The organism is Haemophilus parainfluenzae, from assembly GCF_036288925.1.
In the GTDB taxonomy this organism is placed as follows: domain Bacteria; phylum Pseudomonadota; class Gammaproteobacteria; order Enterobacterales; family Pasteurellaceae; genus Haemophilus_D.
Map to the genome: position 1 here is coordinate 1232749 of NZ_CP127167.1, position 19748 is coordinate 1252496.

The 19748-nt window shown below is 38.3% G+C and carries 21 protein-coding genes; 10 read left to right on the forward strand and 11 right to left on the reverse strand.

The window, feature by feature from the left end; translation table 11 throughout:
• Nucleotides 1-35: 35 nt before the first annotated feature.
• The 4 genes from QQS40_RS06330 to grpE all read right to left on the reverse strand — a co-directional run bounded on the left by QQS40_RS06330 (nucleotide 36) and on the right by grpE (nucleotide 5209).
• The gene (locus tag QQS40_RS06330) at nucleotides 36-1433 is read right to left on the reverse strand and encodes a DASS family sodium-coupled anion symporter (protein WP_329504360.1); all 1398 of its coding nucleotides are present in this window, start codon (nucleotides 1431-1433) and stop codon (nucleotides 36-38) included.
• Between the two features lie 153 nt (nucleotides 1434-1586).
• Nucleotides 1587-2168 carry a uracil-DNA glycosylase family protein gene (locus QQS40_RS06335; RefSeq protein WP_289901288.1) on the reverse strand — a complete coding sequence of 194 codons (582 nt, stop codon included), beginning with the start codon at nucleotides 2166-2168 and terminating at the stop codon, nucleotides 1587-1589.
• Nucleotides 2169-2242: 74 nt separating this feature from the next.
• Nucleotides 2243-4369 (reverse strand): anaerobic ribonucleoside-triphosphate reductase, encoded by a 2127-nt coding sequence (gene nrdD, locus QQS40_RS06340; protein WP_329504363.1) that lies wholly within the window; start codon nucleotides 4367-4369, stop codon nucleotides 2243-2245.
• A gap of 264 nt (nucleotides 4370-4633) precedes the next feature.
• Nucleotides 4634-5209 carry a nucleotide exchange factor GrpE gene (grpE, locus tag QQS40_RS06345; RefSeq protein ID WP_329504365.1) on the reverse strand — a complete coding sequence of 192 codons (576 nt, stop codon included), beginning with the start codon at nucleotides 5207-5209 and terminating at the stop codon, nucleotides 4634-4636.
• Between the two features lie 130 nt (nucleotides 5210-5339).
• Between grpE and QQS40_RS06350 the strand changes: the two genes are divergently transcribed.
• Together QQS40_RS06350 and recN are read left to right on the forward strand one after the other, a co-directional pair.
• A complete protein-coding gene (locus QQS40_RS06350) occupies nucleotides 5340-6230 on the forward strand; it encodes an NAD(+) kinase (RefSeq protein ID WP_329504367.1) in 891 nt (296 codons plus the stop codon).
• A 75-nt stretch (nucleotides 6231-6305) separates the two neighbouring features.
• Nucleotides 6306-7982: a DNA repair protein RecN gene (recN, locus tag QQS40_RS06355; RefSeq protein ID WP_329504369.1), complete on the forward strand. Its 1677-nt coding sequence runs from the start codon at nucleotides 6306-6308 to the stop codon at nucleotides 7980-7982.
• A gap of 23 nt (nucleotides 7983-8005) precedes the next feature.
• Here recN and QQS40_RS06360 read toward each other — a convergent pair whose 3' ends face one another.
• Together QQS40_RS06360 and QQS40_RS06365 are read right to left on the reverse strand one after the other, a co-directional pair.
• Complete coding sequence (locus tag QQS40_RS06360) at nucleotides 8006-8572, reverse strand: aminotransferase class IV family protein (RefSeq protein WP_329504371.1); 567 nt, start codon at nucleotides 8570-8572, stop codon at nucleotides 8006-8008.
• Nucleotides 8572-9546, reverse strand: a complete 975-nt coding sequence (locus tag QQS40_RS06365) for an aminodeoxychorismate synthase component I (RefSeq protein WP_329504373.1) — start codon at nucleotides 9544-9546, stop codon at nucleotides 8572-8574. The genes QQS40_RS06360 and QQS40_RS06365 overlap by 1 nt, the downstream gene beginning before the upstream one ends.
• 91 nt (nucleotides 9547-9637) lie before the next feature.
• Here QQS40_RS06365 and QQS40_RS06370 point away from each other — a divergent pair, with 91 nt between their 5' ends.
• The 5 genes from QQS40_RS06370 to htpG all read left to right on the forward strand — a co-directional run bounded on the left by QQS40_RS06370 (nucleotide 9638) and on the right by htpG (nucleotide 14681).
• On the forward strand, nucleotides 9638-10213 hold the full coding sequence (locus QQS40_RS06370; protein WP_521705704.1) for an anthranilate synthase component II: 576 nt from the start codon (nucleotides 9638-9640) through the stop codon (nucleotides 10211-10213).
• Nucleotides 10214-10291: 78 nt separating this feature from the next.
• Nucleotides 10292-11446 (forward strand): methionine adenosyltransferase, encoded by a 1155-nt coding sequence (gene metK / locus QQS40_RS06375; RefSeq protein ID WP_049356667.1) that lies wholly within the window; start codon nucleotides 10292-10294, stop codon nucleotides 11444-11446.
• Between the two features lie 56 nt (nucleotides 11447-11502).
• On the forward strand, nucleotides 11503-12027 hold the full coding sequence (locus QQS40_RS06380; RefSeq protein ID WP_329504378.1) for a SprT family zinc-dependent metalloprotease: 525 nt from the start codon (nucleotides 11503-11505) through the stop codon (nucleotides 12025-12027).
• A gap of 42 nt (nucleotides 12028-12069) precedes the next feature.
• Nucleotides 12070-12588 (forward strand): opacity family porin, encoded by a 519-nt coding sequence (locus tag QQS40_RS06385; protein WP_329504380.1) that lies wholly within the window; start codon nucleotides 12070-12072, stop codon nucleotides 12586-12588.
• A 212-nt stretch (nucleotides 12589-12800) separates the two neighbouring features.
• Nucleotides 12801-14681 (forward strand): molecular chaperone HtpG, encoded by a 1881-nt coding sequence (gene htpG, locus QQS40_RS06390; RefSeq protein ID WP_329504382.1) that lies wholly within the window; start codon nucleotides 12801-12803, stop codon nucleotides 14679-14681.
• A gap of 31 nt (nucleotides 14682-14712) precedes the next feature.
• Here the strand turns inward: htpG and QQS40_RS06395 are convergent, their stop codons facing one another.
• Entirely contained in the window at nucleotides 14713-15069 is a 357-nt protein-coding gene (locus tag QQS40_RS06395) for a hypothetical protein (RefSeq protein WP_128787560.1), read from the reverse strand.
• A gap of 8 nt (nucleotides 15070-15077) precedes the next feature.
• Nucleotides 15078-15245: a hypothetical protein gene (locus tag QQS40_RS06400; protein ID WP_329504385.1), complete on the reverse strand. Its 168-nt coding sequence runs from the start codon at nucleotides 15243-15245 to the stop codon at nucleotides 15078-15080.
• Between the two features lie 134 nt (nucleotides 15246-15379).
• Here QQS40_RS06400 and QQS40_RS06405 point away from each other — a divergent pair, with 134 nt between their 5' ends.
• From QQS40_RS06405 to QQS40_RS06415, 3 genes are read left to right on the forward strand one after another with little or no spacing between them, the layout of a single operon-like run.
• On the forward strand, nucleotides 15380-15724 hold the full coding sequence (locus QQS40_RS06405) for an ArsC family reductase (protein ID WP_329504387.1): 345 nt from the start codon (nucleotides 15380-15382) through the stop codon (nucleotides 15722-15724).
• A gap of 27 nt (nucleotides 15725-15751) precedes the next feature.
• On the forward strand, nucleotides 15752-16885 hold the full coding sequence (gene dapE, locus QQS40_RS06410) for a succinyl-diaminopimelate desuccinylase (RefSeq protein WP_329504389.1): 1134 nt from the start codon (nucleotides 15752-15754) through the stop codon (nucleotides 16883-16885).
• A gap of 1 nt (nucleotide 16886) precedes the next feature.
• The gene (locus QQS40_RS06415) at nucleotides 16887-17567 is read left to right on the forward strand and encodes a M15 family metallopeptidase (protein WP_329504391.1); all 681 of its coding nucleotides are present in this window, start codon (nucleotides 16887-16889) and stop codon (nucleotides 17565-17567) included.
• 40 nt (nucleotides 17568-17607) lie between these two features.
• On the opposite strand, the gene rapZ is transcribed toward QQS40_RS06415, so the two are convergent.
• The 3 genes from rapZ to lptB are packed head-to-tail and all read right to left on the reverse strand — an operon-like array spanning nucleotide 17608 to nucleotide 19746.
• Nucleotides 17608-18465, reverse strand: a complete 858-nt coding sequence (gene rapZ / locus QQS40_RS06420) for an RNase adapter RapZ (RefSeq protein WP_329504393.1) — start codon at nucleotides 18463-18465, stop codon at nucleotides 17608-17610.
• Between the two features lie 34 nt (nucleotides 18466-18499).
• Nucleotides 18500-19018: a PTS IIA-like nitrogen regulatory protein PtsN gene (gene ptsN, locus QQS40_RS06425; protein ID WP_049356693.1), complete on the reverse strand. Its 519-nt coding sequence runs from the start codon at nucleotides 19016-19018 to the stop codon at nucleotides 18500-18502.
• Between the two features lie 2 nt (nucleotides 19019-19020).
• Complete coding sequence (gene lptB / locus QQS40_RS06430) at nucleotides 19021-19746, reverse strand: LPS export ABC transporter ATP-binding protein (protein WP_049356696.1); 726 nt, start codon at nucleotides 19744-19746, stop codon at nucleotides 19021-19023.
• Nucleotides 19747-19748: the final 2 nt, after the last annotated feature.

A 19748-nucleotide genomic window follows, 5' to 3' on the forward strand; every position in this document is an offset into this window, starting at 1 on the left:
ACGTTATTTTCAACCGCACTTGTTTGATTTTAAAGCTACATCCAGAACAGATAAGCAATGGTTGCAATAATAACTATACAGGTTAAATCAATAAACTTACCGACACGAACCATCTCTGACTGTTTAACAAAACCAGTGGAGTATACAATTGCATTAGGCGGCGTTCCCACTGGCATCATAAAGGCACAAGATGCGCCTAAGCCAATAATCATCGCAAAACCCAGCGGAGGCATATTGAGTGCTTGAGCGATAGATATAAAGATTGGGACGAGTAAGGCTGCACTTGCCGTGTTTGAAGTAAACTCGGTCAAAATCACAATAAATGCTGCAACAATTAATGCCATCACATAGTAGTGGCCCCCCTCAATAATGAAGACTATACCATCCGCCATGATTTTGCTTGCACCAGAATGGGTAAGAACCGAGCTTAATGTTAAACCACCACCAAAGAGGAAAAGTACGCCCCATTCTGTATTTTCTTGTACTTCTTTCCAGCTTGCGATGCCTGTTACACAAATAACAATTGCTGCAGAGAGTGCGACCATACTATCAAAACTGCCGATTGGTTTAGGGAGTCCTAATAATTGAGAAATAATGGGATTGAGATAGCCGCCAAAAATCCAAAGAATTGCCACCGCTACAAAAATCGCTAAAGTTAAAATACGTTTTTTATTCATATGGATTTTGGCAAATTCGGCTTCAAAATGAAGGTTTAATTTCGGTTTAAAGACGATGTATAACCAACCGATGATAATTGGGAATAAAATTAACATCACTGGCGTGCCATACATTAACCAGTCAGCAAAACCTAAATGAAGCTGAGAGGCAGCGATGGCATTAGGAGGGCTTCCTACCAAAGTCCCCATACCCCCAATAGTGGCACTATAGGCGATGCCTAATAATACAAATATATAAGTGTTATGTTCTTTATTACGATCTAATTGGCTTAAGATCGTCATGGAAAGTGGTATCATCATTGCCGCTGTAGCCGTATTACTCATCCACATAGATAAAAAAGCCGTGGCTAAGAATAGATAAAGAACAGCAATGAATAATCGACCTTTGGCTAATTGCATAATTTTATTGGCAATCATTTGGTCAATTTTTTGCACATTTAATGCGGTCGCAAGCGCAAATCCGCCAAAAAATAAGAAAATAGTTGGATCGGCAAAAGCCACCAAGGCCTCACGACTATTTACCAATCCTAATAATACGGACAGGATAGGAACAAATAGCGCTGTAATCGTGACATTTACTGCTTCAGTAAGCCATAAAATTGCCACGAATGCTAATAATGCTAAACCTTTATTGACTGCTAGCTCAAAAGGAAGCGTGTTTAATAAAACAAAGAAGAGCACGACATCGACGAGGAATATAATCGCATTTTTATTCCAAGCTTTGGCTCTTGAGTTAGTAACAGGGGTTTGTTGCATATTTTTCCTCATATTTGTTAATAGTCGCCGATTGTAGCACAAGAAAGATTAATCAGAAAAGAAGACATACTCAAAACGGATTAGTATCATAATAAAGAAGTATTATTAATATATTGAATTTATTAAAGATAACCTTATAAATCAGATGTTAAACTAATAAGATAAAATCGCTTTCACTTGCTTTTGTAATGTTGGAACTATCTCTTGCTCAAACCATGGATTTTTCTTGAGCCAAATTTGATTGCGTGGAGAAGGGTGAACAAGCGGAAGAAAGTGGGGAAGAAAATCACGGAAATGGTGAACCGTCTCAGTCACATTAAGCTCGTTTTCAGGTAAATAATATTTTTGTGCATATTGCCCGATAAGAATGGTGAGCTCGATATTGGGCAAGTTAGCGAGAATTGCTGGATGCCATTTTTCCGCAAAGCCTTTGCGCGGTGGTAAATCACCCGATTTTCCTTTCCCAGGGTAATAAAAATCCATCGGGATGACTGCAAACATACCCGAGTGATAAAAGGTATCGCGATCCACACCTAGCCATTTGCGTAGGCGATCACCGCTTTTATCATTCCAATATAAACGACTTTCTTGCGCTTTAATTCCGGGGGCTTGTCCGACAATATTAATACGAGCTGTCGTTGGTGCCGCAAAAAGCGGTTCAATTCTTTTTGCTGTGAATGATTGATTATCGGGATCTTGCATAATGGATTGCGTGATTTGTGTCAGTGTTGGCATGGTACTTCCTTATTTATTGAAATAAAAATAGCTCACTTTTGATGAGCTATTTTATCATAATCAATGCTGCGACATTATAGGTGTTTCACTCGACGTTTTACTTCTTCTTGTTTGCCAGCGTTGAATGGACGAGCATCAGGGCTGCCGAGATAACCACAAACTCGTCGGGTCACGGAGACTTTTGCACTGTCATGGTTGCCACATTTCGGACAAACAAAGCCTTTACTTGTGCAATTAAACTCTCCCGTGAAGCCACATTCGTAACATTCATCAATTGGCGTATTGGTGCCGTAATAAGGCACGCGATCGTAGCTATAATCCCACACATCTTCGAGTGCTTTGAGGTTATGTTGAATGTTAGGGTATTCGCCATAACAGATAAAGCCGCCACTTGCTAGTTTAGGATAAGGCATTTCAAAGTCTAATTTATCGTATGGATTGACTTTTTTCTCTACATCTAAGTGATAGCTGTTAGTGTAGTAGCCTTTATCGGTAACGCCGTCAATGACACCAAATTGTTTGGTATCTAAACGGCAGAAACGATCGCACAAGTTTTCACTTGGTGTGGAATAAAGGCTAAATGCATAGCCGGTTTCTTTCTGCCATTGTTTTACCGCTTCGCTTAAACGACGCACAATCGCGATGCCTTTTTCACGCAGTTGCTCATCGTCAAAAATATGTCCCTTTTTATACAGTGCATTGATGGTTTCATGAATGCCAATATAGCCTAAAGAAATTGATGCTCGTCCATTTTTGAAAATATCCGCAACATTATCATCGGCTTTTAGTCGAACGCCGCAAGCGCCTTCCATATAGAGAATTGGCGCGACACGAGCTTTGGTATTTTCTAGGCGCGCAATACGGGTAAGTAAGGCTTTCTTCGCGAGGACTAAGCGTTCATCTAAAGTGCGGTAGAATTTTTCTTCATTTCCTTGTGCTTCAATGGCAATACGGGGCAGATTCAAACTCACCACACCTAAATTATTGCGACCATCATGCACTTCATGACCGTTTTCTTTATAAGCGCCTAAGAAGCTACGACAACCCATTGGCGCTTTGAATGAGCCTGTGACTTTAACCACTTGATCATAGTTTAAAATATCTGGATACATGCGTTTTGAAGCGCATTCTAATGCCAGTTTTTTAATGTCATAGTTCGGATCTTGTTCGTTTTGGTTCACGCCTTTTTTAATAGTAAAGACCAGTTTAGGGAAGACAGGTGTTTTGTGATTTTTACCCAAACCACGAATACGGTTTTTCAAAATTGATTGCTGAATCAAACGTTCTTGCCAACTTGTGCCTAAGCCAAAACCAAAGGTAACAAACGGCGTTTGGCCATTTGACGTATGGAGCGTATTGACTTCATATTCGAGGGATTGAAACGCATCAAAACATTCTTTTTCAATTAGTGCTTTTGCATAACCTTCAGCATCAGGAATTTGCCATTGTGCGGCATTTTTTAAATGTTTTTCGAAACTGAGTTGAACATAAGGCGCAAGCACTTCATCAATGCGATTAATGGTTGTACCGCCATAAATATGGCTGGCTACTTGAGCAATAATTTGTGCGGTAACCGCTGTTGCTGTACCGATAGATTTAGGCGGCTCAATTTCAGCATTACCCATTTTAAAACCATGAGAAAGCATGCCTTTTAGATCAACGAGCATGCAGTTAAACATCGGGAAAAATGGTGCGTAGTCTAAGTCGTGATAGTGGATTTCCCCTTTTTCATGGGCTTCAACAACATCTCTTGGCAGAATATGACGTTTGGCATAATGTTTTGCCATAATACCCGCCAGTAAATCACGCTGAGTTGGGATAACTTTCGCATCTTTATTCGCATTTTCATTGAGCAATTCCACATTGCTTTGCTCAATCAGTCCTTCAATTTCTTTGGTTAATTGGCTGCGTTTTTCACGGGCAAGATCACGATCATGACGATATTCAATATAAGCACGTGCAATTTGTGGATACTTACTTGTCATTAAGTGATTTTCAACAATTTTTTGAATCTGGTTGATATCAATTTCATGCTGATAATGACTAAAAATTTCAGTATTAATCTGCTGGCTCAGATCATGAATATAAATTTCATCAACAATATTGACCGCACTTGCTGCTTTTTTGATTGCATTAGTAATACGTTGTAGGTCAAACCCAATTCGTGAACCATCACGCTTAATCACAAAGAAAGCGTTCATTTTATGACTCCTGTAAGGTAGCTATGAAAAAAATCGAAATTACTATATATAGTTTTGTTTAATAGATCAACACACAATATGTAGTGTTGTTTGTCGGTTTTTGATGGCTGAAATTGAGTTGAAACCTTGATAAATCTGGAAAGCAAGAGTATTTTATTGAGAATTATTCTCAAATTATTTTTTAATAAATTTGACCTGAATCAAGTTTTTTGGCAATAAAAAACGGACGAAAAATCGTCCGCTCTTTAAGTCATAGAAAAGAAATTAAGCTGCAACCATTACCATAGCTGGGCGAATCACACGACCATTTAAGGTATAGCCTTTTTGTAAAACGGTGGTGATTTGGTTGCTTTCAAACCCTTCAGCTGGTTGCATAGAGATGGCTTGGTGGAGATCCGGGTTAAAGGTTTCACCCACTGCGCCAACAGGTTCCACACCAAAGCGAGACACCGTTGAGAGTAACTCTTTTAAGGTTAGCTCCACACCATCGAATAACGCTTTGATGCTTTCATCTTCCTTATTGGCAGGTGTTGAAAGCGCACGCTCTAAGTTATCAATGGTATTTAAAATGTCTTTTGAAAATTTTTCTAATGCAAATTTATGTGCTTTTTCAACATCTTGTTCGCTACGGCGACGCATATTGTCAATTTCTGCACGAGTACGAAGCAATAAATCTTGTTCTTTTTTAGAGGTTTCTTCTACTTGTGCTTTTAATTGCTCTTCAAGCTCTTGCACACGAGCGATCGCTTCTTCTAACGGATCTTCCGTCGAAGTGGTTTCCTGTTGAACTTCTTCAACAAGTTCTTCATTTTCATTTAAGTTTTGTGCTTGTTCTGACATCTTTTTCTCCATTAATCAAAAATTAGCGCTATTTTAGCAAAACTGAATTGCTATGTAATATAATGGCTAAAATTTTAAATTCAAGTGCGGTCAGAAATCGGTGAGTTTGCACTTGGGAGCAATCATAGTTATGGATGAATTAGTTAAATCATTTAAAACCATCGCCTTGATGGGAAAACCGCGTCGCGATCTTAATTTGCAAATGCATAAAAACTTGTATCAATGGCTGAAAGAGCGAGGATATCGAGTTTTAGTGGAAAAAGATGTCGGTGAAAAATTTGGTTTACCCGAAGAGGTGTTAGCGACAGTTGAACAAATCGGTGAGCAAGCACAGCTTGTGATTGTGATCGGTGGTGATGGCAATATGCTAGGACGTGCTCGCATTTTGGCTAAATATCATATTCCAATGATTGGTATTAACCGAGGTAACTTGGGCTTTTTGACCGATATCGATCCGAAAAATGCTTACGCACAGCTTGAAGCTTGTTTGGAACGCAGCGAGTTTTTTGTCGAAGAGCGTTTTTTATTGGAAGCTAAAATTGAACGCAATGGCGAAATTATTTCTAGTGGTAATGCAGTAAATGAGGCGGTGATTCACCCGGCTAAAATTGCGCACATGATTGATTTCCATGTTTATATCAATGATAAATTTGCCTTTTCTCAACGTTCAGACGGCTTGATTATTTCCACGCCAACAGGTTCAACGGCTTATTCGCTTTCTGCTGGTGGCCCGATTTTAACGCCAAATTTAAATGCGATTGCCCTTGTGCCGATGTTCCCGCACACACTTTCTTCTCGACCATTAGTCATTGATGGCGACAGCAAAATTTCCATTCGCTTTGCCGAGCATAATACTTCTCAGTTAGAGGTTGGCTGTGATAGTCAAATGGCACTCGATTTTTGTCCGGATGATGTGGTGCATATTGAAAAAAGTCCGCATAAACTGAGCCTATTGCACCTGAAAAATTATAATTATTACAATGTATTAAGCACGAAATTAGGCTGGCTTAAAAATTTCTAATTCAAAAAGTTAAAAATCTCTTTACTGTATATTATATCAGTTATAATATATGGATATACAGTTAAGGAGATTTTTATGCTAACCCAACTTACCATCAATAATTTTGCAATTGTTCGTCAATTAGAAATTGAATTGGCGAAAGGAATGTCTGTAATTACGGGTGAAACTGGCGCAGGAAAATCTATTGCTATTGATGCGTTGGGATTATGCTTGGGACAACGTATTGAAACCTCTATGGTTCGAGAAGGGCAGGAAAGAGCCGAAATCTGCGCCACATTTTTTATTGAACCAACTAACCCCGCTTATCAATGGTTGCAACAGCAGGAATTGCAAGATCCTGATAATCCCTCCGATTGTATTTTACGTCGTGTTATTAATGCAGATGGACGTTCTAAAGCCTTTATCAATAGCACGCCCGTATCGGCTTCTCAATTAAAAGAAATTGGTCAATATCTTATTCATATTAATGGGCAGCACGCTTCTCAGTTATTATTGAAAAATGATTATCAGCTTCAGTTGGTGGATACATTTGCACATCACAATGATTTACTCGCTCAAATGCGAGAAGATTATCGAGCGTGGAAAAATCTTCAAACACAAGTTAAAAACTTCCAACAACAAGTCGCCGAGAATGAAGCGAAGAAGCAACTTTTACAATACCAGGTAGAAGAATTGGATGAGTTTGCCCTTCGTCCAAATGAGTATTTAGGATTAGAAGAGGATCAACGTCGTCTATCAAATAGCGAACAGCTAACACAGTTATCACAATCAGCCTTACAGTTACTCAGTGAAAATGAGACCGTGAGTATTGATTCTATGCTTTATCGTGCGACACAGTATATTGATGAATTAAGTGAGTTAGATCCCCGATATGTTTCTGTTCAAACAATGTTGAATGATGCGCTTATTCAAGTGCAAGAGGCGACAAATGAAGTCCAACATCTTACTTCTCATATTGAGCAAGATCCGATGTTATTACAAGAGATTGAACAACGTTTAGGTCAAGCTTTACAACTTGCACGCAAGCACAATGTGAAACCTGAAGAGTTGGTGGTATGGCATCAAAAATTAAAAGCAGAATTGACCGCACTTTTAGATTTTTCAGAAAGTGAAGAACGTCTGATTCTGGAAGAAAAAGCTGCCTTTGAGAAAATGCAACATACGGCAAAACAATTACATGAAAGTCGTAGCCAAGCTGCAGAGAAATTAGCACGACAGGTGACACATTCTATCAAATGCCTTGCAATGGAAAATGCCGAGTTTTTCATTGAAGTGAATTCGGATTTAGCTAAAGTAGCGGCAAATGGGGCAGATAATATCGTCTTTACTTTACGCAGTAATCTAGGACAACAAGCGCAACCACTAGCAAAAGTGGCATCAGGTGGTGAATTGTCTCGTATTTCATTAGCGATTCAAGTATTAACATCAGATCAATCAGCGATTCCAACGTTAATCTTTGATGAGGTTGATGTTGGGATTAGTGGGAAAACCGCGAGCGTAGTGGGTAAATTATTGCGCCAATTAGGTGATAAATGCCAAGTGCTTTGTGTGACTCATTTACCACAAGTGGCATGCCACGGACATCATCAATTTAATGTTGAGAAATTTACCGTTGATGATAAAACAGAAACTAAAATGACCGCACTTTCTCAAGAAGAGCGTATTCCTGCTCTTGCAAGATTACTCGGAGGCAGTGAAATTACGGATCTTGCTTTAGCAAATGCGCAAGAAATGTTAGATTTAGTCAAATAGAATGAAGTGAATGAATGGGCATTTTATAGCCCATTCAAGGCATTAATAACTCGAATTTCGTCAAACTGTTCAAGTTGTTCTTGTCTAATTTCAATTTCTTGAAGTTGACCGGATTGCAATAGATATGTCCGTTGTGTGCCTTGTAATAAAGGGGTATTGGGGGTGAACCATTGACCGCCTTTTCTAAAGGCGAGATTGCCAATAGAGCAGTCTGTCACAAAGCCCTCTTTAATAATAATAATTTCATCAGCCTTTCCCTTTTGTGCAAATAATGCATTGATAAGTTCACGATCAACATATTTGAGCGAATAGTCAATTTCATTACAGACTATGGGCTTGAATACACGATGTGTTTTCGGTATATATTCAAGGTATGAAATTTTAGTTTGATGAGCGTTGTAGTCAATTCGACAGCGAACAAGCTTATTATCTAGCTCCTTAGGGACTTGAATTAGATCTAAAAGATTAAAAAAAGTGACCGCACTTTTTCCATAATAAGTGATAAGGCTACGCTCATAGCGAGCTTGATGCAGAGCAATATTTTGAATTTTACCGTTTTCAATGGCGATGGTTTCAAATAAAGGGAACATTACTTTTCCTTTTGAATTGGAAGGTAAACTTTGGCAATCAACTCTTGATATTCATCTTCAAGTTGGCTTTGAATGGTAATGCCGCCACCACTACGAAAATAAAATTTATCATTTTTTTGTTCAATAAAGCGAATTGCGACGGCGCTATTTAGGTTTTCGCCATCAAAAATACCGAAAATTCCCGTGTAATAGCCTCGAGTTTGTTTTTCAGCTTGTTGAATAATGGAAACCGTTTTTTCTTTAGGCGCACCGCTAATCGAACCAGCGGGTAAAAGTTCAGCTAATATTGAGCCAATTGTATTTTGCCAATTATTTTCCAGTTCACCACAAATTTCTGAACTGGTTTGCAGTATTTCGCCTCGTTCTGTGTAAATACTATCGATGTAGCGAAAACGAGATACTCTGATGTTTTTTGCGACCATTGAAAGATCATTACGCATTAAATCTACAATGGTGTAATGTTCTCGTTGCTCTTTTTCATCATTTAACAAATTCGCTTTGGCATTAGGCTGGTTCGCATCAATCGTTCCTTTCATGGGATACGTATAAATTTTGTTTTGTCGAATTTGTACAAAGGATTCAGGAGAAAAGCAGACAAATTGATCCTTAAAAAGTAATTTATAAGGCGCTTCAACCGAATGAAAAATTTGGCTTAGGTTGCCATTTAATTCGATTTCACTAGGATAAGTGAGATTGAGTAAATAGGAATTTCCTTTTTGTAATTCGTGTTGAACAAGATTAAATCCTTGTTTATAGTGATTTAACGAAATAGGCTTTTTCGTAATGAGAGATAAACCAATGTGCGGTTGATTTTCAACGATATTTTGGGCCTTTTGAATATTCCAATATATCCCTTGTTGAGTGGCAACGTTGAGAGGATAAATTAAAGGTTTTTTCTGTTCAAAATCAATTAAGAAGAAAAAAGGTTGGCGTAATGCGCCATAAGCATTAGCTTGATGAATAAAAGTTTGCATGAGTTGTAGATAAAAAAATAAAAAGGATTTTAACGCAGAATCGCTATAATGTTGAAATGAATTTAGTCACCGAATTATGGCACTAGCCCGTATGAAAAAAATTTTAGTTATCAATAATCATGATTCTTTTACTTATAATTTAGTGGATCTCATTCGCCAATTACAGGTGAGTTTTGATGTGGTCAGTGTTGAAGATTTATCATTAGATTGTGTGGAAAATTATACACATATTTTAATTTCTCCAGGACCAGATGTTCCAAGCGCATATCCACAATTATTTGCGATGTTAGAACGATTTTATCAAACAAAGTCCATTTTAGGTGTTTGCTTAGGACATCAAACCCTTTGTGAATTCTTTGGCGGAGAGCTTTATAACTTGCCAAGTGTGCGTCATGGGCAAAAACGACTCTTAAAAGTGCGGTCAAATTCAGGCTTATTTTTAGGGCTTCCTGCTCAATTTGAAATAGGTCTTTATCATTCTTGGGCAGTACAAAGTGAGAGTATGCCTGAGGTATTAGAAATTACAGCCGTTTGTGATGATGAAATCTTGATGGCAACACAGCATAAGAATTTACCTATTTTTTCAGTGCAATTTCATCCAGAGTCTTATATGTCAGAATTCGGTGAACAAATCTTACAAAATTGGTTAAATTTTAAAAATACTTGATGGAAATACTTGAAGATTATCCTAAAATACGTATTATAGACGTCTATACGTCAATACATCCAAAAAAGAAGAGAACTTATGTCTAGCTATTTATTTACTTCTGAATCTGTTTCAGAAGGACATCCAGATAAAATTGCCGATCAAATTTCTGATGCAGTACTTGATGAAATTTTAAAACAAGATCCTAAAGCACGTGTGGCTTGTGAGACCTATGTCAAAACAGGGATGGCGTTAGTCGGTGGTGAAATTACCACATCAGCATGGGTTGATATTGAAAACCTTACTCGACAAGTGATTTGTGATATTGGTTACAAACATTCTGAAATGGGTTTTGATGGTAATTCTTGTGCTGTATTAAATGCGATCGGTAAGCAATCATCAGATATTAATCAAGGTGTGGATCGTGAGAATCCATTGGATCAAGGTGCGGGTGATCAAGGGATTATGTTTGGTTATGCGACAAATGAAACCGAAGTTTTAATGCCAGCGGCGATTACTTATGCACACCGTTTAATGGAAAAACAAGCCGAAGTGCGTAAAAGCGGAAAACTCGCGTGGTTACGCCCAGATGCGAAAAGCCAAGTGACCTTAAAATACGAAGATAACAAAATCGTGGGTGTGGATGCGGTAGTGCTTTCTACACAACATAGCGAAGAAGTCTCACAAAAAGAAATTTATGAAGGGGTGATGGAAGAAATCATCAAGCCAATTTTACCAAGCCAGTGGTTATCTCAACAAACAAAATATTTCATTAACCCAACCGGTCGTTTTGTAATTGGTGGTCCAATGGGTGACTGTGGCTTAACGGGGCGTAAAATCATTGTCGATACCTACGGTGGCGCGGCTCGTCATGGTGGCGGAGCCTTCTCAGGTAAAGATCCATCAAAAGTAGACCGTTCAGCCGCTTATGCCGCACGTTATGTGGCCAAAAATATTGTTGCAGCAGGTCTTGCAGATCGTTGTGAAATTCAACTTTCTTATGCAATTGGCGTGGCTGAGCCAACTTCTATCATGGTAGAAACTTTCGGTACAGGAAAAGTATCAAACGAAGTATTGGTTAAGTTAGTACGTGAATTTTTTGATTTGCGTCCTTATGGTTTAATTAAAATGTTAAATTTAATTCAACCAATCTATCGCCAAACTGCAGCGTATGGACACTTCGGCCGTGAACAATTCCCATGGGAAAAAGTAGATCGCGCTGAAGAATTGCGAGCAGCAGCGGGTCTAAAATAAGTGAATTAAATGTATATAATAAAAACCGCTAATTTAGCGGTTTTTGTTTACTAAACATGATGATGTCATCTCAAACTCAGTTTCGGCATTTAAAAATGCAGGTACAGCGCAAACTTGCAGAAACATTACAATTGGCTGAAAATCACTTTCAACGGAAATTTCCTATTCCGACAATCAGTTATGACTTGCGAGGTGTAAAAGCTGGCGTTGCATACTTGCAGAAAAATCAGATTAAGTTTAACCGCACTTTGCTACTCGAGAATTCAGATGAATTTATTCGTCAGGTAGTTCCCCATGAATTAGCTCATCTTATTGTGTATCAAGTATTTGGTCAGGTGAAACCGCATGGACGGGAATGGCAAGCAGTGATGACACAGTTATTTAATCTCTCTGCTGATACTTGTCATCAATTTGATGTGGAAAGTGTACAAGGTAAAATGTTTACTTATCAGTGTGAATGTCAGACGCATTATTTAACGATTCGTCGGCATAATCGTATTCAGCGCAATAAAATTATCTATTTATGTCGAAAATGCCAAGGAAAATTATTTTTTCATGGTGAAAATAAGTCAGTGATGTGATATATTTTTGAGTATTTTCAATCAAATAGCAGGAGTTATCCAATGAAAAAGTCATTATTAGCTATTGTTGTCGGGGCATTCGCAGTGGCTTCAACAGCAAATGCAGGTTTATATGCGGAAGGCGATATAGGTCTTTCAAAAACTAAATTGAGCCATGGTGGTTCAAGCAAAACGAAAGTTGAGCCTCGTGTAGCAGTAGGTTATAAATTAGGTAATGTGAGCGTAGCAGGTGATTATACTCATCATGGCAGCTTTCAAGGCACTAAAGTTCAAGGCGTCGGAGCAACAGTATTTTATGGTTTTGATACTAACTCTCAAATTGAGCCTTATGTTGGCGCTCGTTTAGCGGCAAACCGTTTTAAATTTGAAGAACGGGCAGATCAACGCTATAAAAGCTCTTCTGAAACTAAAGTAGGCTATGGTATCGTAGCGGGGGCTAAATATAAATTAGCCGAAAAGGTGTATGCAAACGGTGGTTTAGAATATAACCGTTTAGGTAGCTTTGACGACACTAAAGTGAATAATTACGGTGCAAAAGTAGGTGTAGGTTACGAATTCTAATTTTTAGAGTACCCAAAACCTCCTTAAGAAAACACTTTTGGTTTAACGGTGATTGCTTATAGTAATCACCGTTATTCATTTCTAAATATTTTAGGAAAATGTTTGAATAAAATACGGTGAAAATTCACCGCACTTTGCTTTTCCCCTTGAAATCTTTCTTTTTATTCTTATATCTGTAACGTTCAATTTTTATCTTTATGAAGGAAAAAATTATGTCACAAAATCAAGAAACTCGCGGCTTCCAATCTGAAGTCAAACAACTTCTCCAATTAATGATTCATTCTTTGTATTCCAACAAAGAAATTTTCTTACGTGAATTAATTTCTAATGCCTCTGATGCGGCAGATAAATTACGCTTTAAAGCACTTTCCAACCCTGCTTTATATGAAGGCGATGGCGACTTGCGTGTGCGCGTTAGCTTTGATGCGGATAAAGGCACTATCACAATTAGTGATAACGGCATTGGTATGACTCGTGAGCAAGTCATCGATCATTTGGGGACGATTGCAAAATCAGGAACAAAAGAATTTTTAACCGCACTTGGCCAAGATCAAGCAAAAAACAGCCAGCTTATTGGGCAGTTTGGTGTGGGTTTTTATTCAGCTTTTATTGTGGCAGATAAAGTGACTGTAAAAACTAGATCGGCTGGCGAAGAGGCGGATAAAGCAGTACTTTGGGAATCTGCTGGCGAAGGCGAATATTCAGTGGCGGATATTGAGAAAAAAAACCGTGGCACAGATGTGATTTTGCACTTACGTGAAGATGAAAAAGAATTTTTAAACGAATGGCGTTTGCGTGAAATTATCGGTAAATATTCTGACCATATTGGCTTACCAGTGGAAATGCTGACGAAAGAATACGATGATGAAGGCAAAGAGTGCGGTGAAAAATGGGAGAAAATTAATAAATCCGATGCACTTTGGACGCGTTCTAAAAATGATGTCTCCGATGAGGAATACAAAGAGTTTTATAAGCACTTAAGCCATGATTTTGCAGATCCTGTGACTTGGGCGCATAACAAAGTTGAAGGAAATCAAGCATATACTAGCTTGCTTTATGTGCCAGCTAAAGCACCTTGGGATTTATTTAATCGCGAACATAAACACGGTTTAAAACTTTATGTTCAACGTGTATTTATTATGGATGATGCTGAACAATTTATGCCGAATTATCTCCGTTTTATGCGTGGTTTAATCGATAGCAATGACTTGCCATTAAATGTATCTCGTGAAATTTTACAAGATAACAAAATTACGGCTGCATTACGCAAAGCATTAACTAAGCGTTCATTACAAATGCTAGAAAAATTAGCAAAAGATGATGCAGAAAAATATCTTCAATTCTGGAAAGAGTTTGGTTTAGTCTTGAAAGAAGGCCCAGCAGAAGATTTTTCTAATAAAGAAACTGTTGCGAAGTTATTACGTTTTGCTTCAACGCATAATGATAGCAACGAACAAACTGTCTCTTTAGAAGATTACATATCGCGTATGAAAGAGGGGCAAAAAGCTATCTATTACATTACAGCTGATAGTTATGTTGCAGCGAAAAATAGCCCGCACTTGGAATTATTCAATAAAAAAGGCATTGAGGTTTTATTGCTTTCCGATCGCATTGATGAATGGATGTTAAGCTATTTAACTGAATTTGACGGTAAACCATTACAAAGTATCACAAAAGCCGATTTGGATTTAGGCGATTTAGCGGATAAAGAATCTGAAACACAAAAACAACAAGATGAAGCCTTTGGTAGTTTTATTGAGCGTGTGAAAAACTTGCTTGGTGAACGCGTAAAAACGGTGCGTTTAACTCACAATTTAACGGATACACCAGCGGTAGTTTCTACGGATAATGATCAAATGACGACCCAAATGGCGAAATTGTTTGCAGCCGCAGGGCAGCCTGTACCAGAAGTAAAATACACCTTTGAACTTAATCCAGAACACTATTTAGTAAAAAAAGTGGCTGATATTGCAGATGAAACTGAATTTGCTGATTGGGTGGAATTATTACTTGAACAAGCTATGTTAGCAGAGTGCGGATCGTTGGAAAATCCAGCTGTGTTTATTAAACGCATAAATAAATTATTAGGCTAACTAAAAATAAATAAGCCCGATTAAATCGGGCTTATTTATTGGGATAGTATTTAGGATAATCCTCAATCCATTTTTTCATTGTTTTTTGTTGCTTGAGTGTATTCGCAAAATTAAATGTTTTTCGTTTATTATTAAATTTAGCACCTAAAATAATGACTTTTCTTTCGTCTTCGGCCACTTCATATAAAAAATAGATATTATTTATTGTAATGTATTTATAGCCAGTTTTTCCCCAGAACGGTCTAAGTTGCGGGATATTCGTTAAAATCATTTTTAGTTTATCAAGATCATCTTGAGTTAGATAAGTCACGATAAATTGTTTTAGAAGATCTTTTTCAAGGCAATCCTCTGATGTTTCAGCAATATAAACATCGTATGTTGGCAGCATAATCAACCCTATTTTTTAAAATTGAATGGCTCAATTTTATGATTTAAAATAGCTTGCCAAGCTTCCGAACTTGCTTTTGCAGCTAATTGTCGTTCTTCCAAACTAAAAGCGTATTCTTCCTTGTCTTTTTTTTGCGTTTTGAGTAAATCAGAAATTTGTTCAAAAGTGAGTTCCATTTGAGACTCCTTACTGTGAATATTGACAATATTATGCCTGACTAAGTGACTTTTTTCATCTGTTTTTTCATCGAATTGTTGCTCGTTTTTCAGGTATAATGCTGTAATTAAATGGCGAGAAAAGAGAGAAAAATATGATTACAGTTTACGGCATTAAAAATTGCGATACAGTGAAGAAAGCATTGAAATGGTTGGCGGATCACAATATTGAACACAAACTTCATGACTACCGTGTTGATGGGTTAGATTTGAATTTTTTAACTCAAGCGAAAGCTCAATTTGGCTGGGAGGTATTGGTCAATAAACGCAGTACAACTTGGCGTAATTTGGATGAGCGAGTTAAAAATTCTCTTGATCAAACGACCGCACTTTCCGTGTTGGAGGAAAATCCAACCTTAATTAAACGCCCAATTATTTTACAAGATGGAAAGGCATTAATTGGTTTTAATGAGAAGGAATATCAGGCTGCTTTTGCCTAGAGTGCGGTTATTTTCTTAGGAGTTTTTATGAGAGAAAAAGTGATTTCGTTGGCGCAAGATTTAATTCGCCGCCCGTCTATTAGCCCGAATGACGAAGGCTGTCAGCAAATTATTGCCGAACGTTTAGAAAAATTAGGTTTTCAAATTGAATGGATGCCTTTTAATGATACGTTGAATTTATGGGCAAAACACGGAACGGGTGAGCCAGTTATTGCTTTTGCAGGTCATACGGATGTTGTGCCTACTGGTGATGAAAATCAATGGTCGTATTCTCCGTTTTCTGCTGAGATTATTGATGGCATGCTTTATGGGCGTGGTGCGGCGGATATGAAAGGATCCCTTGCAGCAATGATTGTGGCGACGGAAGAATATGTAAAAGCAAATCCTAATCATAAGGGCACAATTGCATTATTGATCACCGCTGATGAAGAGGCCGCCGCGAAAGATGGTACAGTACGTGTTGTCGAAACCTTAATGGCACGCGGTGATAAAATTACTTATTGCATGGTAGGCGAGCCGTCTAGCTCGAAAACATTGGGTGATGTGGTTAAAAATGGCCGTCGTGGGTCGATTACAGGTAATCTCTACATTCAAGGTATTCAAGGTCATGTAGCTTATCCTCATTTAGCGGAAAACCCAATTCATAAAGCCGCCCCTTTCTTGCAGGAATTAACCACCTATCAATGGGATAATGGTAACGAATTTTTCCCGCCAACCAGTTTGCAAATTGCGAATATTCATGCAGGCACAGGGAGTAATAATGTCATCCCAGGTGAGCTTTATGTGCAATTCAATTTACGTTATTGTACGGAAGTTACAGACAAAAGCATTAAGCAGAAAGTGGCAGAAATGCTCGAAAAGCATGGTTTGAAATACCGTATTGATTGGAATTTATCAGGTAAACCATTTTTAACTAAACCAGGCAAATTATTAGATGCATTAACGACGGCAATTGAGCAAACAACCGGTATTACGCCACAATCAGAAACTGGCGGTGGTACCTCTGACGGACGTTTTATTGCATTGATGGGCGCTGAAGTTGTGGAATTTGGACCGCTTAATGCAACGATTCATAAAGTAAATGAATGTGTAAACGTTGATGATCTTGCCAAGTGCGGTCAAATTTATCATCAAATGTTAATGAATTTATTGGATAAATAAGATGAAATTAACGCCAGAAATGTTAACCGGCAAATCTCGTAAACATTTGATCAATTTGCCTACACCTCATTCTCCGAATCATTTTTTGCAAGCAGAGGCAATGAAAGCGTTTCAGGGATTGCAGCAAAGTGCGGTCAAAAATGGCTTTAATTTGCAGCCTGCGAGTAGCTTTCGTGATTTTGAACGTCAACAACGCATTTGGAATGGTAAATTTAACGGTGAACGCAAGGTTCATGATGATGCAGGAAATCCATTAGATTTAGCGTTATTAGATGATTGGCAAAAAGCACAAGCGATTTTACGCTGGTCAGCGCTTCCAGGTGGCAGTCGTCATCATTGGGGAACAGAAATCGATATTTTTGATCCTGATCTTTTGCCTCAAGGTCAATCTTTACAACTTGAACCTTGGGAATATGAAAAGGGGGGCTATTTCTTTGAACTTAGTGAATTTCTCACTGAAAATCTACCGCACTTTGATTTTGCTTTGCCATTTATCAGCCAACCAGAAGGTAAAAAAATAGGCCGAGAGCCTTGGCATATTAGCTATTTACCGTTGGCAGAGCTGGCATCACAATTATTTACGCCAGATGTGCTATTGCACGTTTGGCAGAATGAAAAGGTAGAAGGAAAAGAAACGTTAATTACTCACTTGCCTGAGATTTTTGAGCAATATGTGGTTTAACAAAAAACGCAGCAAGTCGCTGCGTTTTTTTATAGTTTGATTAATTCTTTTTATTCTTTTCCAAGGATTTATGTTGAATTTTTACATTCTTGCCTTTGGCTTGGAAATATTCACCAATTTGTTGAGCAATGTAAACAGAACGATGTTTACCTCCTGTACAGCCGATGGCAATAGTGAGATAGCTTCGGTTATTTTGCTCTAACATCGGTAACCACGTTTCAATGTAATTGCGTGTTTGGTAGATAAAATTATTCACTTCATCATGCGCAAGTAAAAATTGTGCAACGGGTTCATCAAGCCCTGTCATTGGACGAAGTTCTGGATTCCAGTGCGGGTTAGGTAGAAAACGCACATCAAAGACATAATCGGCATCAAGTGGAATGCCATATTTAAAGCCAAACGATTCAACCACGATCTTAAGTTCTTTATCTGTATTACCACGTAAAACTTCTCTTAAACGTTTAGATAACGCATGGGTAGAAAGTTGTGCGGTATCAATAATAAAATTAGCATGTTGAATTAAAGGCTCAAGTTGTTGATATTCTAAATCAATCGCTGATTCAAGCGGGAGATCTTGTGCTGAAAGTGGATGAAGACGACGTGAATCGCTGTAGCGACGAATAAGTGTACTACGATCGCTGTCCAAAAAGATGATTTTGACGGAATAAGTAGCTTGAATATCTGTCAGAATCTTGTCTAAATCAGCACTTGAATGAGGAAGATTTCGAATATCAAGACTGATTGCAACAGCTGTTTGAGTTTTGGCGAGAATATTGGTGAGTTGAGGAAGTAAATCGAGAGGGAGATTATCCACGCAATAATAGCCTATATCTTCCAAAGATCGTAATGCGACAGATTTCCCTGCGCCGGAGCGACCGCTGATAATAATAATTTCCATCTGCGTGATTCCTTATGGTGGTTAGTAGGTTAGGTTATACCTCTTGAGGTTCAATATTATCTAAATTTGTGTCGTCTTCAGATTCTTCTGAATGATCGGCATATTCAAAAATTTGCCAAATTTCATCCGCACTTTGTGCAGAGCGAAGTTGTTTAATTAAGCTTTTATCGGTTAATTTTTTAGTGAGCTTAGCCAAAACAGGGATGTATTCTTGGCAGAGATTTTCTGGTACGAGCACCGCAAAAACGATATCTACCGGTTTGTTATCTGCAGAGTCATATTCAACAGGACTGTCTAACTGCATAAATATGGTTAATATTTTATCTAAAACATTTTTAGGTAATTTGGCTTTAGGCATTGCGACGCCATTACCTAATCCAGAATTGCCTAATTTTTCTCGTTCAAATAAACATTCAAAACAAGCCTGCTCGCCATTTTCGCCATGAAGTTTCTCCACAACGAAAGCTGCAATGGATTCAAATAATCGTTTCTTGCTAGAAAAAACAACCCCCTGACGAATATCATCAGGGGAGAGGAAGGTCGTAAATTTCATGGTTATAATTTAAATTGCTCACCTAAATAGACACGCTTAACGTGCACATCATTCATGACTTCTTCTGGTGTACCCGTGGCAATAATTTTCCCTTCGCCAACAATATAAGCACGTTCACAGACATCAAGAGTTTCGCGTACGTTATGGTCGGTAATTAACACGCCTAAGCCACGATTACGGAGATCCGTGATGATTTTCTTAATATCCGTGACCGAGATAGGATCCACACCAGCAAAAGGTTCATCTAGTAAAATAAATTTTGGATTTGCTGCTAAGGCGCGCGCAATTTCCACACGACGACGTTCGCCACCTGAAAGCGATTGTCCCAGGCTATCACGAATATGGCTAATATTGAACTCATCAATTAACTCATCCGCTCTCTCTCGGCGTTCCTCAGCAGTGAGATCTTTACGAATTTCTAATACCGCCATAAGGTTTTCATACACCGTTAAACGACGGAAAATAGAGGCTTCTTGTGGTAAATAGCCAATTCCTCGACGAGCACGTTCATGCATAGGTAATACGCTAATATCATTGCCATCAATGGTGATTTTTCCCTGATCGTGACGCACTAAACCAACGACCATGTAGAAAGTAGTGGTTTTACCTGCACCATTTGGACCAAGTAGCCCAACAATTTCATTGGAGTTTACGGTTAAACTCACATCAGAAACCACTTTTCGACTTTTATAGCTTTTTGCGAGGAATTCAGCTTGTAATACAGACATCG